Below are 15,717 nucleotides of genomic sequence, written 5' to 3'. Positions count from 1 at the left end.
ACGGATATTTAAATCTGTTTGAACTGTGTTTTTTATCTGTGAATATCTGTGGGAAATAGTTTTTTCTTCTTCCTTTCTTTCGTTGCACCACCGTGGCTAGAACCTAATGCTTAATATTCTCTTTGAAGACGAAAATCTGGTAATCATTGACAAACCTGCAGGATTGCTGGTTCACCGCACCCGTCAGGCATTTGGTGAGGAAGAGAATGCATTGATTCAGCTTCGGGATCAGATCGGTTCTTGGGTTGCCCCGGTCCATCGATTGGATCGAGCGACAAGCGGGGTTTTACTTTTTGCAAAAAATGAAGAAATCCTGCCTCAGCTCAAAGCCAAATTCATGGAAAGAGAGGTTCAGAAGACCTATTTGACTATTGTCAGGGGAATTCCCAAAGAAAAGGAAGGTTTAATCGACCATCCTCTGGAAAGTGAACGATCCAAAAAACTTCAGGAGGCTCAATCCAAATACAAGGTCAAGGCAAAGGCTGAAATCCCTTTCAATTCCACAGGAAGATACCCCACTAGCAGATACAGTCTTCTGGAAGTGGAGTTGTTGACCGGTCGAACCCATCAAATCAGGCGACACTTGGCCCATATCCGCCATTACATTATCGGAGACAAAAAACACGGCGACAATAAGCAAAACATCTTTTTCGAAAGGCAATTTGGACTCCAAAACCTCCTTCTTCATGCCTGGAAGCTTAGCTTTGTCCATCCCATTTCTTTGGAAAAAATAAGCCTTTCCTGCCCTCCTCCTGTACATTTCCGAACAATCATGAAGATTTTGGACTGGAATCCAAATGAAATTTTAACGGTAACAAAATAAAGCCCGGATTTTGGTTAGATTCGTCCGACGTTTAACTATCCGAATATGCTAAAACCCTTAATTACCCTAGGATTGGTCTTAACTTTCGGCACTTTGACTTTTGCCCAAAAGAAAGAGATCGAGAAAAATTTTAAGCCAAAAGAAGCGATTGGGCATTTTACCTACTTGGCTTCTAATGAATTGATGGGACGTGACCCGGGCAGACCGGAAATGGCCTTGGCTTACACGTATATCGCTGAGCAGTTGGAAAGCTACAAAGCCATGCCCCTACCCGGTGCTGACGGATACTACCAAAACATTCCATTTAGAATGTCTTCTCCTCCCAAAAGCGGTTCGATCCAGATTGGAGACAAGACTTTCACTCAAGGGCAAAATATGCTGGTCTTGGATGGAAAATCCTTTTCAGGATCCTATGAGCTGGTTGATGTAGGCTTTGGATTGGAGGAAGATTTTCAGGGAAAAGATCTAAATGGCAAAATTGCCATTGCCAATGTAGGCGCTCCCAATCGTATGGCCCCTGCCGATCTTTTCGCTTTGGGTGGAGAAAAGACCAAGCGTGCTCAGGAAGCCGGTGCAATTGCCCTAATTGAGCGATTTAATATTCCTTCTATTCCTTGGCAATTGCTTTCCAACTTTCTGAACCGAACCCAAATGACCTTGGATCAGGGTGCTGCAAGTGATCTTCCCTATGTATGGGTGGAAGATTCCAAAAATACCCTGACTGGTGATGCGCTTCAAACCACCACTGCACAAGTAGAAGGGAAAGTAAATAAGTCTGTGGAAGGTAAAAATGTATTGGCTTGGATCGAAGGAACAGACCCGGTTTTGAAAAATGAATACGTGCTTCTTTCGGCTCATTATGACCATGTGGGCGTAGGTACTCCGGATGCAGAAGGCGATTCGATCTACAATGGCGCTCGGGACAATGCTGTGGGAACAGTAGCGGTAATGAATGCAGCCAAGTATTTTGCAAAAAATCCACCTAAAAGATCACTTATTATCGCGCTTTGGACTGCCGAGGAGAAAGGCCTTTTGGGAAGTGCTTATTTTGCCAATAACCCCCTGATTCCTTTAAATCAAATTGTGTACAACCTCAATATTGACAATGGAGGGTACAACGATACCTCTGTTATCACAGTGATCGGTTTGGGCAGAACTACAGCTGATTTTCTGATTGAGGAGGCTGTGGCTGAGTTTGGAGTAAAAGCCATTGCCGATGCTGCTCCCGAGCAGGGATTATATGACCGTTCAGACAACGTGAACTTTGCCAGAAAGGGAATTCCAGCACCTACTTTTTCCTTGGGTTTTACGGCTTTTGACGATCAAATAAATAAGTATTACCACAAGCCAGGAGATCAGGTGGATAATTTTGATTTGGATTACGCTCAGACCTACTGGAAATCCTATATCCTAGCTGCCCAAAAGATCGCCAATTGGGACCAACAACCTCAGTGGAAAGAAGGCGACAAGTATGAGGAAGCAGGAAAGCAGTTGTATGGAAAGTAGAATTGGAGACACTAGATTCTAGACATAAGACAATAGACTTTGATAAAATCAAACATTAAGTGATTAAAAGATAAAAGCCAGAAGTGATTCTGGCTTTTTCCTTAATTGCACAATGCAGATCTAATGGTCAAAAATAGTTGGTGAAAAGCCTCCTAATGTCCTGATATTTAATTAATTACAAAGACCTTATTGAAACCGATTTCAATAAGGTTTTTTTGTTTCATGAAAACTTCAAAAAAAGCGTTGTTGGGCCTGTGGGTTTCTTGACTCAATCAAGTGGGGAAAGCAGGCTGGCAAGCAGCGGTATAAGTGTAAAAATTGCGGCATTCTTTTCACGGGTTCGAACCCTTCTGTAGCCAAAAGCAACCAGTTTGTTTGGTTCAAAAAGTGGATAGACGGGAAACGTACTTTTGAACAGTTGGTTGTTGAAACTGGGTTGAGCAAAAGCACGATTCAGCGACTTTTCAGAGGCTATCTGAAAGAACCGCCGATGCTGAGTGTCTACCCTTCCGAGCGGGTGAATTTACTCATTGACGGCACGTATTTTAGCAGGGATTTATGCTTGATTTTGTACCGGGACAACACGATCAAGTTCACCCAGCTCTATCGGTTCAGCGATGGAGAACGATACGAAGAGCTCAAAGAAGACCTGGAAAATCTACTGCTTCTTGGAGTCCAGATCGAGTCAATTACCTGTGATGGACATCGCGCATTGCTCAGAGCGATCCGCAAAGTTTGTCCCCAAGTCACCCTTCAGCGATGTGTGATCCATGTGCAGCGAATGTGTAGAATATGGCTTTCCAGCCGTCCAAAGAGTATTCCCGGTCAGGAACTTCGGAAAATTGTCTCTACCCTACATCTGATCAAGTCCAAACAGGAACTCAGTTATTGGCTGCTCGAACTGGCTAACTGGGATCATCGACACCATGAGTTTGTCCATGAAAAAACGGTCAATCCCATTACGGGAAAGTTTTGGTATAAACACAAACTGTTGAGACGTTCCTTCTCGGTTTTGAAAAGCGCCTTGCCCAACCTTTTTGCCTACCTGGACAACCCCAGAATCCCAAAATCCACCAATGGGCTGGAGTCATTTTTCGGACATTTAAAAACCAATTTGAATATCCACCGAGGTCTTTCAACCGGAAACAGAAAAAGCTTTCTGAGGTGGTATCTGTACTTCAAAAACTCCGGAAGAAAAAGGTTTTCTTAGCCATAGAACAAGAAGAATGAAGCATGAAAAAAGGGCTCCGAAAAACGAAGCCCCTTCATTCCACTTGGCAGATTCTATTGCTGGTAAGTTGCTCCTCAGCAGAGCTTACGTCCTCTTCAAACCTGCGCGGCATGTTATGAAATTTTTCGATCAAAGTCACCAACTATTTTTGACCACATTACCACAATGCACCATAGAATCGAGTTAGATCTAGTCACCTAAGTTCCAACATTCTGTCCGAGTCTTATTTCTTTTGTCTTGCGTCTTGTGTCTTGTGTCTAATATCTATTTTAAAAAAGCATCCCAGCTATCGTAGCCGTCATTAGACAAGCCAAAGAAGCAGCCATCAGTGACTTTAAGCCCAAACGGCTTAGATTCCCCTGCTGATTGGGAGCAATGATGGAAATCCCACCTAATTGGATGGCAATGGAGCTGAAGTTGGAAAAGCCGCAAAGGGCATAGGTAGCAATTACGATCGATTTTGGACTGAGGCTTTCTGCAGCTTTCATTTCAGAAAGGTTCAGATAAGCCACAAATTCATTAATCACGGTTTTTTGTCCCAGCAAACTGCCCACCTGCAAGGTATCTGTCCATTCTACCCCGATGGCAAAAGCGAATCCTCTGAAAATCTGACCGAAGATATATTCCAGAGAGAAGCCGGTAAACTGACCTCCAGTTGTACTTGCCACCCACGCATTCAGTCCGGTATATTCACCGATCAATCCGCTTAGCCCATAATTGATGGCGGCAATGACCGCAATAAAGGCCAAAAGCATCCCTCCCACATTCAAAGCCAACTTTAAGCCTTCCGCTGCTCCGATCGACATGGCATCGATAAGATTGACCCCCATAGCTTCAGCATTGACTTCCAGTTTGTCTTGCTTGATTTCCTTTTCTGTCTCTGGGATGAAAATTTTGGACAAAACAATCGCTGCCGGTGCATTCATAATGGATGCTCCAAGCAGATATGCTGCAAACTTACTTTGCTCCTCCAGGCTATCTCCTCCCAAAAAAGCAACATACCCTGCCAAAACTCCCCCAGCAATGGTAGCCATCCCCCCGGTCATCAGACACATCAATTCGGATTTACTCATCTGAGGGATAAAGGGACGCACCAAAAGAGGGGCTTCTGTCTGACCAAGAAAGATATTTCCTGCAGCTGAAAGTGACTCAGGACCAGAAAGCCGCATCGTTCTAGCCATCACCCAAGCGATGCCGTAGACGATTTTTTGCAAAATGCCCAAATAGTAAAGCCCTGAAGAAACGGTAGAGAAGAAGATAATGGTAGGGAGAACTTTGAAGGCAAAAATGAACCCAAAACTATCACCTGCCAGATCACCGAAGATAAATCTTGCACCTGCTTCACTGAAGCTCAAAAACTTTACAAATCCCTCTGAGAGGAGTTGGAATCCGTCTTTGACAAACTCCACCTTGGTGATCAGAAAACCAAAAACCAATTGAAGGGAAATTCCAATGATGACTAGCCTCCAGTCTATTTTTCTGCGATTGTTTGAAAAAATAAAGGCAAGGAAAATAATTATAGCTAAGCCAAAGGCCCCTCTTAAATAATCCATCGGGTATTTTTTGAATCGAAGGGCTAAAAATAGGCGAAAGCCAAACCAAAAAAAAGTCCTGATTTCTCAGGACTTTCCGTTTTTAGTTTCTTTTGTTGATTTCATCCCTTATCCGGGCTGCTTTTTCATAATCCTCATTGTTAATTGCCTTTTCCAGCATCTGATTCAACTTGTCCAAGCTAAAATCTTTGAGGGAACTTTCTTTTTGAGTGGTCACTTTTTGAGCAGGGGCTTTAGCCTCTTCCTTCTCAGCAATCTTTCGATCTTCTTCAGTAAATTCAATAGCAGCTTCAGCCATTACTTTTTCAGCACAGAAAATCGGAGCATTGAATCGAACCGCAATCGCAATCGCATCAGAAGGCCTGCTGTCGATCTCGACCACAGTCAATTCACTTTTGCAGATGATTTTAGCGTAGAAAACCCCTTCTTTCATATCTGAGACCAAGATTCTATCGATCTGAAAATGAAAGCTTTCTGCAAAGGATTTGAAAAGGTCATGGGTCATGGGACGATTGGGAATGATCTTTTCAATCTCAATGGCAATGGCCTGAGCTTCAAACATTCCTATCACGATAGGCAATCTTCTATTGCCTTCGACTTCCCCCATAACCAAGGTAAATGACCCTGATTGGGAATGATTGGACGAAAGTCCGAGAATCTCCAGTTCTATGTGTTTTTCCACAAAAATTAAAGTTCGGCTTTAAGTGCTTCGGTCAGTTTTGGTACCACTTCAAAAGCATCTCCCACAATTCCGTAATCGGCTGCTTTAAAAAATGGCGCCTCAGGATCCTTGTTGATTACCACGATGCACTTCGAAGAGTTAACCCCCGCAAGATGTTGAATCGCTCCTGAAATTCCTACAGCGACATATAAACTTGGGGCAACTTTTACACCGGTTTGACCTACGTGCTCGTGATGAGGTCTCCATCCAATGTCAGAAACGGGCTTGGAACAACCTGTGGCCGCCCCCAATGTTTTGGCAAGGTCTTCGATAATTCCCCAATTTTCAGGACCTTTCATTCCTCTGCCTCCTGATACTACAATATCCGCTTCCGGAAGAAGGACTTCTCCTGTAGCTCGGTCAGTAGAGGTAATTTTGGAAGCAAAGTCAGATTCAGGGATATCCACTGCAAAAGTTTCTACAGCTGCATCCGCCCCGTCGGTTTTAAGGTCAATTGCATTCTTTTTGATAGCAAGGATTTTATTCTCAGTTGTCACCTCAGTCTGTGCAAAAGCCTTTCCTGTGTAAATGCTTCTTTTTACCGTGTATCCACCAGAGGTCTGAGGCAATTCCACAACGTTGGAAACCAATCCTGCTCCTAGTTTGACTGCCAAGCGAGCTGCCACAGCATCCCCGAGAGAGGATTTGGCCAAAACCAAGGTTTTTGCTCCTACAGATTTAAAAGCTTGTGCCACAGCAGAAGCATGGGCTTGAATCACTCCAGCGGTGAGTCGGTCGTCTCCTGCATGAAGTACTTTAGCAGCTCCAGCCTTTCCTACAGCAGCCAGTTCCTCAGATGCTATAGTTCCCAAAGCTACGGCTACCACATCCCCTTCTCCGGTTTGGGCTGCCAAAGCATTAGCAAATGACACCGCCTCCAAACTGGTTTTCTTTACTTTCCCCTCTGCGTGCTCGATATATACTACAATTGACATAATATCTTGATTTATAATATTTTGAATAAATTAAATTAAAGTACTTTTGCCTCGTTTTTCAGCAACTTCACCAATTCTCCTACCTGGTCTTTATCTACCAATTTGACAGATCCTTTTGCCGGCGGCAATTCGTACTTTTTGGCTTCAGCCTGCGTATCCTGTGATACCGGTTCCACCACATTCAATGGCTTGGTTCGGGCAGACATGATTCCTCGCATGTTTGGAATTTTCCACTCTGCGATAGGTTCCTGGCAGCCTGCAATAAGTGGAAGCGGTGCTTCCAAATACTCTTTTCCTCCTTCGATCTCACGGGCCATTTTTACGGTATTTCCTTCGACATCCAACTTCATCACCGGAGAAAAAGAAGGCATATTCAATAGCTCTCCAACCATTCCATGGACCATTCCTCCATTGAAATCAATAGACTCTCTTCCCATCAAAATCAGGTCATAGCCACCTTCTTTGGCATAATGAGCGATTTGCTGCGCTACGAAATAAGAGTCTTTTGGGAAAGAGTTTACCCGAATAGCATCATCAGCGCCAATCGCCAATGCTTTTCTAAGGGTAGGATCTGATTCAGCTTCACCTACATTCAAAACGGTCAGCTTTCCACCGGTCTGGTCTCGGAGCTCTACGGCTCTTGCCAGTGCATAGTCATCGTAAGGTCCGATGATGAATTGCACTCCTGTGGTATCAAACTTGGTATTGTCGGCAGTAAACTGAATCTTGGAAGTCGTATCCGGTACGTGGGTGATACAAACAAGAATCTTCATTGGTTTAGAGTTAGATTATTTTAGATTTATTTTGCGTGAAAATAACAGGCAAAGGCTAATTAAAAAAACAATTCATGAGCAATTTGGCCCGGATTGAGGCGCTGAGAAAATTTATTCTTGAAGAAGCAGAAAACCCTTTCAACTATTATGCTTTGGCCTTGGAGATTCAGCAAATTGATCCCAAGGAGACTCAAGACCTATTTATGTTTCTTCGCAAAAACCATGAAGAATACCTGCCTATGTATTTTGCAGGAGCTCATTTTCATTGGGAAAATGGGGATTTAGACTCCGCAAAAGACTTTTTTGAAAAAGGAATAAGCCTTGCAAAATCCCAAAACAACTTGAAAGCACAGCAAGAGCTAAACAATGCCTATCAAAACTTTCTTTTCGAAACTGAAGATTAGATTCAGGGCTTTAGGATAATCTTCCCAAGCTGCTTTCCGGCTTTCATGCGATCAAAAGCATCCACGGCTTGACTCAGTGGAAAAACCTGATCCACTGTAGGGTGAAGCTGGTGCGACTCTACCAAGTCAATCATGGATCTAAAATCCTCGTCCGAACCCATGGTAGATCCCATGATTTTCAGTTGGTTCCAGAAAATTCGTCTGGCTTCCAATTTACCTGGATTTCCAGCTGTGGCTCCGTAAAACACGATTCTTGCCCCCGGTTTGCAAGCCTGAATCAGATCATTTATCCCGTCACCCGCAGCTCCATCAATGATCAGATCAAAGCCTCCTGTGAGCTCAAGAGCCTGAGAAACCCAATCCTTTTCCCGATAATTAAATCCTCCCCGAAAACCCAATTCCTTTGCCATTTGAAGCTTTTCGGATTGGCTGCTTGATACAAAAACCTGGGCACCTAGCGCGTGGGCAAATTGAGCAGCAAATTGAGCTACTCCGCCTCCTATCCCGGTCACTAACACTTGCTCACCGGTTTTTACTTGCCCCTGATAGACTAAGGCCCGATAGGCAGTTAGTCCAGCTAATGGAAGTGCCGCGGCTTCCACCCAAGAAAGGTGACTAGGTTTGGGAACCAATCGATCTACAGGCACTGCGACATATTCCGCAAAAGTCCCGTTTCGGGGCATGCCCAAAATCTCAAACTGTCTGCTTTGGGCTTTTTGATCATTGCCCCAGAAAAGTGCCGGATTGATGATTACCGCCTGATTAAGCCATTTTGAATCCTGGTCAGACCCGACTGCTTCCACTACACCTGCACCATCGGAACCCAAAATAATTCCATCTTTCAAATTAGGATAAAGGCCCTTTCGGCTCCATTCATCCCTATGATTGAGCGCAGCCGCATGAATCCGAACCAAAGCTTCACCTTCACCAACTGAAGGCTTTGGAAGATCAACTATTTGTATTTTAGCCTCAGAAACCTGATTAAGAACTACTGCTTTCATGAATTAAAAATCTACTGAACCTCCCTCACCCTGAAGTAAATCGTCATTGGCCTTGCTGGGCAATTTCATCATGTTACCTGTGTCAAAACTTGCTGCACCAGAGGCTCCGGATGTGAATTTCTGATACGAGGCTTCTATGGGCTGATTAGGCTGGAAATTTGCCCCAAAGTCCAAATCGGTGAATTTTGTATAGCGTCCGATAAATCGAAGCTTAACTGTATCCAAGGAACCGTTTCTATGCTTGGCAATAATGACCTCACCAACACCAGCTGTTGAATTGTTGTCTTCATCTTGGGTGATTCCGTAATATTCCGGACGGTAGAGGAACATCACCATATCGGCATCTTGCTCTATAGCACCGGATTCCCGAAGGTCGGATAGCTGAGGACGCTTATCTCCTCCCCGAGTCTCTACCGCACGGGAAAGCTGGGAAAGTGCGATAACAGGAATACTCAATTCTTTGGCTATTTTTTTCAATGCCCTAGAGATACTCGCGATTTCCTGCTCTCTGTTTCCACCCGGTCCACCGCTTTTGGAATCTCCAGACATCAGCTGCAAATAATCAATCACAATCATCTGGATATCGTGCTGAGCTTTGAGTTTTCTGGCTTTGGCCCTCAACTCAAGAATGGACAGAGCTGGAGTATCATCCACAAACAAAGGAGCCTTGGATAGCTTTGCCGTCTTGTGAACCAGCTGCGCCCATTCATGATCGGCGAGAGAGCCCTTTTTGATCTTCTCCGAATCGAGTTCGGCTTCCGAGGAAATCAAACGGTTGACCAACTGAACGGCGGACATTTCCAGAGAAAAGATAGCCACCGGACGAGTATGGTCCACAGCTGCATTTCGAAGCACCGAAAGAACGAAGGCCGTTTTACCCATCGCAGGTCGGGCCGCAATGATGACCAAATCGGACTTTTGCCAACCTGAAGTGACCCGATCCAAGGCTGTAAAGCCCGAAGGAACTCCTGTAAGGCCATCTTTTTGATTTTTCCGTTCCTCTAACTCCGCTATCGCATCCCGCATGATGGATCGCATATCGGAATAGTTTTTCCGGATATTTTTCTCAGAAATCTCAAAAAGAGACTGCTCCATTTTGTCCAACAGTTCGAAAACGTCAGTGGTATCCTCGAAGGCATCCTTTTGCACTTCCGAGGAAATCCGGATCAAATCCCTTTTGATGGCCTGCTCGGTGATGATTCGGGCATGGTATTCAATATTGGAGGCTGAAGCGACCCTTGAGGTAAGTTCTGCGATGTAAAAAGCTCCTCCTGCTACTTCCAAGGCCCCGTTTTTACGGAGTTGGGAAGTAACAGTCAGCATGTCTATGGGTTGACTTTCAGTAAACAAATCCAGAATTGCCTGAAAAATTACTTTGTGGGATTCCTTGTAAAAACTCTCCACTTTCAAGATGTCAATGACATTGGTCAGAGCATCTTTTTCAAGCATGAGTGCTCCAAGGACGGCTTCTTCCAAGTCTACTGCCTGAGGGGGCAATTTTCCCAGAAAATTAGTTGGATTTTCGTAAATGGGCTTTTTTCGGGTGGTTCTAGGTTGGTTGGTATTCTCGGTCATAAAACAAATGTATCAGCAAATGTGCAGGAGTTTTGAACAACTTTTCCAAAACTTATCAACAGGACAGAGCAAAAATCAATCCCATTCTTTTGGTATAATGCCCTTAGAATAATTCTTAAGAGACTATAGAAGCATTCCTATTTACTATTGGGGTAACCAAAGAAAAATTAAAAAATAATTTATTTTCCTTAGTTCAAAAAAACTCCAAAATACATTTTAATGTATATTACCAACGGTTTTAAACTTATTTTATGAAAACAAAAAAAATTCTGAGAAGGACTGCTCTAGGAGTAGTTTCCCTTGCTTTAGTTTTTGGTTGCCAGTCTCTGGAAGAAGAGCAACCTTTGACCCAAAATGACATGGGAGGTGGAGGCACAGACGTGGTTCTTGCTTCGGTATTAGCTATCGAATACGATCTGGCCAATGACAATTACTACGCCGTAGGGGCAAGTCCATCAGGAGACATTGACGTTTATTATGGAAGTCAAGGAGCAGGATGGACAAAGCTTCAGGAAAATAGGGATATCGATAACCGATATTCGCCAACTGAATTCAAAGGAATTGCCTTTGGAGCAAATACCGGAAAGTTTGGAAATAATATCGCCTTGGGCTACGGGAACAAAGATGGTATGGGCACCAGTATAAATGGCCGGCTATTTTCGGATAAGCCTTACTTTGGGGATGGCAGACCTGAACAAATTGGAACATTGGTAGAAGTTTTAACTATCGAATATGATGGAGACAATGACAACTATATTGCAGTGGGAGTTGGTCCTGAAGGATCAATTGATGTCTATGTAGGATATCATAAAGCCTGGACAAAACTTCAGGAAAACCGAGATATTGACAACCGCTATAGCCCTAGCCAGTTTGTTGGAATTGCATTTGGAGGTCAAGGAGGAAACTTCGGAATAGGAATCGGAAATATTCCAAATTATACCATTGGCTTTAGACAAACAGCACCCAGAGCTACTTCCATCAATTGTAGAGAATTCTACGACAAACCTTATTTTGGAGATGGTAGACCAGAAGCCATTGAAGATGGGGATGAATATCTGGTACGGGCCTTTGCTGTTCAATACAATGCGGCCAATGACAAATATGTCGTGGTAGGTGAAGGGAAAAATGGAGACATCGATGTCTTTGTGGGCACCCATAAAAACTGGACAAAACTCCAAGAAAATCGAGATATAGATAACAGATATTCTGCAAATGAATTTGTGGACTTCTCTATCGGAGGCGATGGGGCTCTTCAGTTTGGAGTCGCTGTAGGAAACAAAATTTTGGATGTAAATCCGCTAAATGGTGCAAACAACGTGGATCTTCAGCAAAGAGGTACTTCAATCAATGCCCGTCTTTTCTCGGGAAATCCCTATTTTGGAGATGGTGCGCCAAGAATTATTGGAGTAGAATAAGACGCTACAATTAAAATTTTAAAAATTCAAAAACCTGGCTTTTACACAAGCCGGGTTTTATTTTTTCTGAAAGAAAAAAACGAATAAAATCTTCATCTCTTTTAGAATAGAACGGGGTGCAGGTAAATCTTTGTAAAAAGATACTTTGATCATCTGTATCAATGTCATTAACCATCCCCAAAGCTTGAGTCAACTCTTCGCGAATCAAATGTTGCCTGCAAGAATCACTTAACATAGCCTCACCATCCACCCAACAAGTGGCTCCAATTATTTGAAAATCGGTAAGTTGAAATTGAATAGAAAATAATCCGCGGTTAGTATCGATAAGGTTTACAGCTTGGGAATTATACAATCTAACGTAGTCCTCGCCTGAACCAAAAAAGAAAATCAAATTAGCAGACTCCTCATCTTCAGTAATTCTCAAAAAAACACTTTCACTAAGACTATTTATTTCTCCAACCACTTGGGCAAGTTCTGATTTCCAGCTATCCTGAGCTCCTGCTGGAACAAAAATTCTTACTTCAGAATCCCATTTCCGAACTCGGTCGACGGAGTTAGAAAACTCACTTCCAAAAACAATCTGATAAAAATCAATTTGATCGGAATTTAGAATCGATTCGTCAAAATCCGTACATAGGGTCTCATTAGGGGTCTCTTCCTCAATACAGGAAACCATCAGTCCAAGAAGTAACGTAAAGAGAAAAAACTTTTTCATGTCGTAAGGTAATAAACTCCATCCCGATATCCTCTAAACATCGAGCAAAGTACTGCCCCGCCAAAATGCCATAACATCTCAGAAACGGGGGTTTCCAGAATTTTAAAGCCTAAAATAGGTTCGTCATTCAGCATCACATAGGTATCCCAAAAGTGGGGAAACAGGATCCCAAAGGTGAAGTAATAGATCACTATTACAATCGCCAAGGTCGAAAACCGTGATATCAAAAAAAGCCCTATCAAATCCGAACGCTGAATCCAGATGTAAATCGCCAATCCCATAAAGGTCAGAAAAGTAATATAGCCTGAATGAATTTTTAAACCCAAACTGAAAAAGGTCAATCTGGCACAACCAATCAGCCAAAGGATGAATAAATCCCGATTTTTTGCACCAGTCTGCCGCTCAAAATCTATCTCCCTTTTGGTAAAAGCTGAAAGAATATAGCATCCTACTCCAAACATGGCAAAGCCAATAATTTAATCCTCAATCCCCGGCCAGCCCGTCTTCCAAATCATGGGAGGTCGCCAATAGTCATGAAAGTACCAAAGCTCAGGAATAATGCCCATTATGCCTCCGACTATACCTACCTATATCATGCCTTTTTTCCAGGGACTTTTGTCAAATACCACCAACCAAGCTAGAAGATAGAGCAAGGAGAGAGTCAGATAGGCATATTTATCGTCAACCATGGACTTAAAAAAGATTGGGGCGAAAATAGACAAAAGCCAAAGCCACAAAAAATATATTCCTTCTAAAATTAGGTTTTAATCGGGTCGGGAGTTTTATAAGTTTGGATTTCGAATCTCAATTGACTTTTCCCAACTATGAAACACTACCATTTCATCGCCATCGGAGGTGCTGTGATGCACAACTTAGCTCTGGCCCTCGTCCGAAAAGGAGACCAAATCACCGGCAGCGATGATGAAATCTACGAACCCTCGAAAACAAGATTGGAAAAAGCAGGAATTCTTCCTTCCGAAATGGGTTGGTTTCCTAAAAAAATCCATTCGGGATTGGATGGGGTCATTTTGGGGATGCACGCCCGAATAGACAATCCGGAGCTCATTCGTGCGCAGGAATTGGGGATTCCCATCTATTCCTTTCCGGAATTCATCTTCAATCAAAGCCAAAAGAAAAAGCGGGTGGTCATCGCAGGATCTCATGGAAAGACTACCATAACCTCCATGATTCTCCACGTCTTGAAAGATCAGGGAGTGGATTTTGATTACCTAGTCGGCGCTCAGATCGAAGGGTTTGATCTGATGGTAAGGCTTTCGGATCCTCCTGTAATCGTGATCGAAGGCGACGAATACCTCACATCTCCGATTGACCGTACTCCCAAATTTTTCCACTATCACCATGAGGTGGTCTTGGTCAGCGGCATTGCTTGGGATCATTTCAATGTTTTTCCTGATTTTGAAGAATATAAAGCCCAGTTTGCCCAACTTATGGAAATGACTCCCAAGCATGGGAAATTGATCTATTGCGCTTCGGATCTTTTGGTCAAGGAAGCGGCTGAGAAGGCATTAACTCAAGGTCAAAAAATCCCGTACCAAGCCCATCCTGCTCAAATTTCCAATGGAAAAACCCACCTGAAAACAGAACAAGGGCTGGTTGAATTGGAGATTTTTGGGGAGCATAATCTTCAAAATTTACAGGGTGCACTTTACATCTGTGAGGATTTAGGCGTCACAGTTGAGCAGTTTTATGCATCGATTCGGACATTTAAAGGTGCTGCAAAAAGGCAGGAAATTCTGGCTAAGAATGATTCGGGAATTCTCTTTAGGGATTTCGCCCACGCTCCTTCCAAATTGAAAGCCACAGTAAATGCCGTCAAAAATCAGTTTCCAGACAGAAGATTGATAGCGGTGCAGGAACTCCACACTTTTTCATCCCTCAACAAGGCCTTTTTGCCCAATTATGCCCACTCTATGGATGAGGCAGATGTCGCGATCGTCTATTTGAATCCGCATGCAGTCGCTTTGAAAAAGCTGGAACTGATGGATGAAAAAACACTTTGGGAGGGATTTAAGAGAGCCGATCTTCAAGTTTTTACCAAAAGTGAGGCATTAAAAGACTACCTTTTGGGTCTGAATTACCAAAACACCAATCTGCTTTTGATGAGTTCGGGAAATTATGACAACCTGGACCTAGCTCCTTTGAAAGCCAAATTCAAGTAAAATGAAATTGAACCTAAGAAACCCCATTGCATTTTTTGACCTAGAAGCCACCGGAACCAATGTTGGTACAGACCGGATTGTAGAAATCTCCATTGTCAAGCTTTTTCCGGATGAAGGAAGGGAAATCTACACCCGAAAAGTGAATCCCGGCATTCCGATTCCTTTGGAAGCTTCCCTCATTCACGGGATATACGACAAGGATGTGAAAAACGAACCTTTCTTCAAGGATATAGCCAAAGATATTCATCAGTTTATCGGAAAAGCAGATTTAGGTGGATTCAATGTGCTGAAATACGATATTCCTCTGTTGGTGGAAGAGTTCTTAAGGTCAGGGATTGATTTTGATCTGGAAAACAGGAATCTCCTCGATGCCCAAAAGATCTTTTTCCTGATGGAAAAAAGAAATCTCACCGCGGCATATAAATTCTACTGCAACCGAACCTTGGAAAATGCCCACAGTGCCGAAGCAGATACTCTAGCCACTTTGGATGTATTTCAGGCACAGGTAGAACGCTATCAGGGCGAGGAAATTGAAGATCTACAGGGGAACCGGGTGGGGATTTTTCAGAATGACATGAAAAAAATCCACGAAATGGTCAACGAGAAGATGGTTGATTTGGCTGGTCGATTTGTGTTTAACTCCCAGGGCCAGGAAATTTTCAACTTTGGAAAGCATAAGGGCAAAACGGTAGAGCAAGCCTTAAAAGAAGAACCCTCCTACTACGACTGGATGATGAAAGGTGACTTCCCCTTGGACACCAAGCGAAAGCTAACTCAGATCAAGCTAAGGGGGTTTGGAGGAATGTGAGTTTCAGTAGGCAGTTATCAGTAGGCAGTCCCGTTAGCTATCGGAATTACCGATTGCCCACTGCCTACTGCGAACTG

General features: G+C 43.3%; 15 protein-coding genes. 7 read left to right on the top strand and 8 right to left on the bottom strand.

The genetic code is table 11. The annotated features are described in order from the left end of the window. Positions 1-106: 106 nt before the first annotated feature. The 3 genes from AAA942_RS02105 to AAA942_RS02095 all read left to right on the top strand — a co-directional run bounded on the left by AAA942_RS02105 (position 107) and on the right by AAA942_RS02095 (position 3,539). A complete protein-coding gene (locus AAA942_RS02105) occupies positions 107-823 on the top strand; it encodes a pseudouridine synthase (RefSeq protein ID WP_338218575.1) in 717 nt (238 codons plus the stop codon). A 45-nt stretch (positions 824-868) separates the two neighbouring features. Beyond that, the gene (locus AAA942_RS02100; RefSeq protein ID WP_338218574.1) at positions 869-2,329 is read left to right on the top strand and encodes a M28 family peptidase; all 1,461 of its coding nucleotides are present in this window, start codon (positions 869-871) and stop codon (positions 2,327-2,329) included. Between the two features lie 271 nt (positions 2,330-2,600). Then, a complete protein-coding gene (locus AAA942_RS02095) occupies positions 2,601-3,539 on the top strand; it encodes an IS256 family transposase, variant Zn-binding type (protein ID WP_445083330.1) in 939 nt (312 codons plus the stop codon). A 290-nt stretch (positions 3,540-3,829) separates the two neighbouring features. Here the strand turns inward: AAA942_RS02095 and AAA942_RS02090 are convergent, their stop codons facing one another. The 4 genes from AAA942_RS02090 to AAA942_RS02075 form a co-directional block, all read right to left on the bottom strand. Next, a complete protein-coding gene (locus AAA942_RS02090) occupies positions 3,830-5,113 on the bottom strand; it encodes a NupC/NupG family nucleoside CNT transporter (protein WP_338218572.1) in 1,284 nt (427 codons plus the stop codon). A gap of 82 nt (positions 5,114-5,195) precedes the next feature. Further along, positions 5,196-5,795 (bottom strand): bifunctional nuclease family protein, encoded by a 600-nt coding sequence (locus AAA942_RS02085; protein WP_338218571.1) that lies wholly within the window; start codon positions 5,793-5,795, stop codon positions 5,196-5,198. 5 nt (positions 5,796-5,800) lie between these two features. Then, entirely contained in the window at positions 5,801-6,769 is a 969-nt protein-coding gene (locus AAA942_RS02080; protein WP_338218570.1) for an electron transfer flavoprotein subunit alpha/FixB family protein, read from the bottom strand. Between the two features lie 35 nt (positions 6,770-6,804). Continuing rightward, positions 6,805-7,542 carry an electron transfer flavoprotein subunit beta/FixA family protein gene (locus AAA942_RS02075; protein WP_338218569.1) on the bottom strand — a complete coding sequence of 246 codons (738 nt, stop codon included), beginning with the start codon at positions 7,540-7,542 and terminating at the stop codon, positions 6,805-6,807. A gap of 74 nt (positions 7,543-7,616) precedes the next feature. On the opposite strand from AAA942_RS02075, the gene AAA942_RS02070 reads away from it, so the two are divergent. Beyond that, on the top strand, positions 7,617-7,946 hold the full coding sequence (locus tag AAA942_RS02070; RefSeq protein ID WP_338218568.1) for a tetratricopeptide repeat protein: 330 nt from the start codon (positions 7,617-7,619) through the stop codon (positions 7,944-7,946). A 2-nt stretch (positions 7,947-7,948) separates the two neighbouring features. Here the strand turns inward: AAA942_RS02070 and AAA942_RS02065 are convergent, their stop codons facing one another. Continuing rightward, positions 7,949-8,947, bottom strand: coding sequence for a zinc-binding dehydrogenase (locus tag AAA942_RS02065; protein ID WP_338218567.1), 999 nt, complete (start codon positions 8,945-8,947; stop codon positions 7,949-7,951). 3 nt (positions 8,948-8,950) lie between these two features. Continuing rightward, positions 8,951-10,522: a replicative DNA helicase gene (gene dnaB / locus AAA942_RS02060; RefSeq protein ID WP_338218566.1), complete on the bottom strand. Its 1,572-nt coding sequence runs from the start codon at positions 10,520-10,522 to the stop codon at positions 8,951-8,953. Between the two features lie 251 nt (positions 10,523-10,773). Between dnaB and AAA942_RS02055 the strand changes: the two genes are divergently transcribed. Further along, positions 10,774-11,937: a hypothetical protein gene (locus AAA942_RS02055; protein WP_338218565.1), complete on the top strand. Its 1,164-nt coding sequence runs from the start codon at positions 10,774-10,776 to the stop codon at positions 11,935-11,937. Between the two features lie 10 nt (positions 11,938-11,947). Here AAA942_RS02055 and AAA942_RS02050 read toward each other — a convergent pair whose 3' ends face one another. After that, entirely contained in the window at positions 11,948-12,652 is a 705-nt protein-coding gene (locus tag AAA942_RS02050) for a DUF2927 domain-containing protein (RefSeq protein ID WP_338218564.1), read from the bottom strand. After that, complete coding sequence (locus tag AAA942_RS02045) at positions 12,649-13,113, bottom strand: lycopene cyclase domain-containing protein (RefSeq protein ID WP_338218563.1); 465 nt, start codon at positions 13,111-13,113, stop codon at positions 12,649-12,651. The genes AAA942_RS02050 and AAA942_RS02045 overlap by 4 nt, the downstream gene beginning before the upstream one ends. A gap of 363 nt (positions 13,114-13,476) precedes the next feature. Here AAA942_RS02045 and AAA942_RS02040 point away from each other — a divergent pair, with 363 nt between their 5' ends. Beyond that, positions 13,477-14,832: a UDP-N-acetylmuramate--L-alanine ligase gene (locus AAA942_RS02040; protein ID WP_338218562.1), complete on the top strand. Its 1,356-nt coding sequence runs from the start codon at positions 13,477-13,479 to the stop codon at positions 14,830-14,832. Position 14,833: 1 nt separating this feature from the next. Then, positions 14,834-15,640 carry a 3'-5' exonuclease gene (locus AAA942_RS02035; protein WP_338218561.1) on the top strand — a complete coding sequence of 269 codons (807 nt, stop codon included), beginning with the start codon at positions 14,834-14,836 and terminating at the stop codon, positions 15,638-15,640. Positions 15,641-15,717: the final 77 nt, after the last annotated feature.

Source organism: Algoriphagus sp. oki45, from assembly GCF_036245605.1.
In the GTDB taxonomy this organism is placed as follows: Bacteria; Bacteroidota; Bacteroidia; order Cytophagales; family Cyclobacteriaceae; genus Algoriphagus.
Note: the sequence above shows the minus strand (reverse complement) of the source record. Positions and strands in the feature narration are given on the sequence as shown.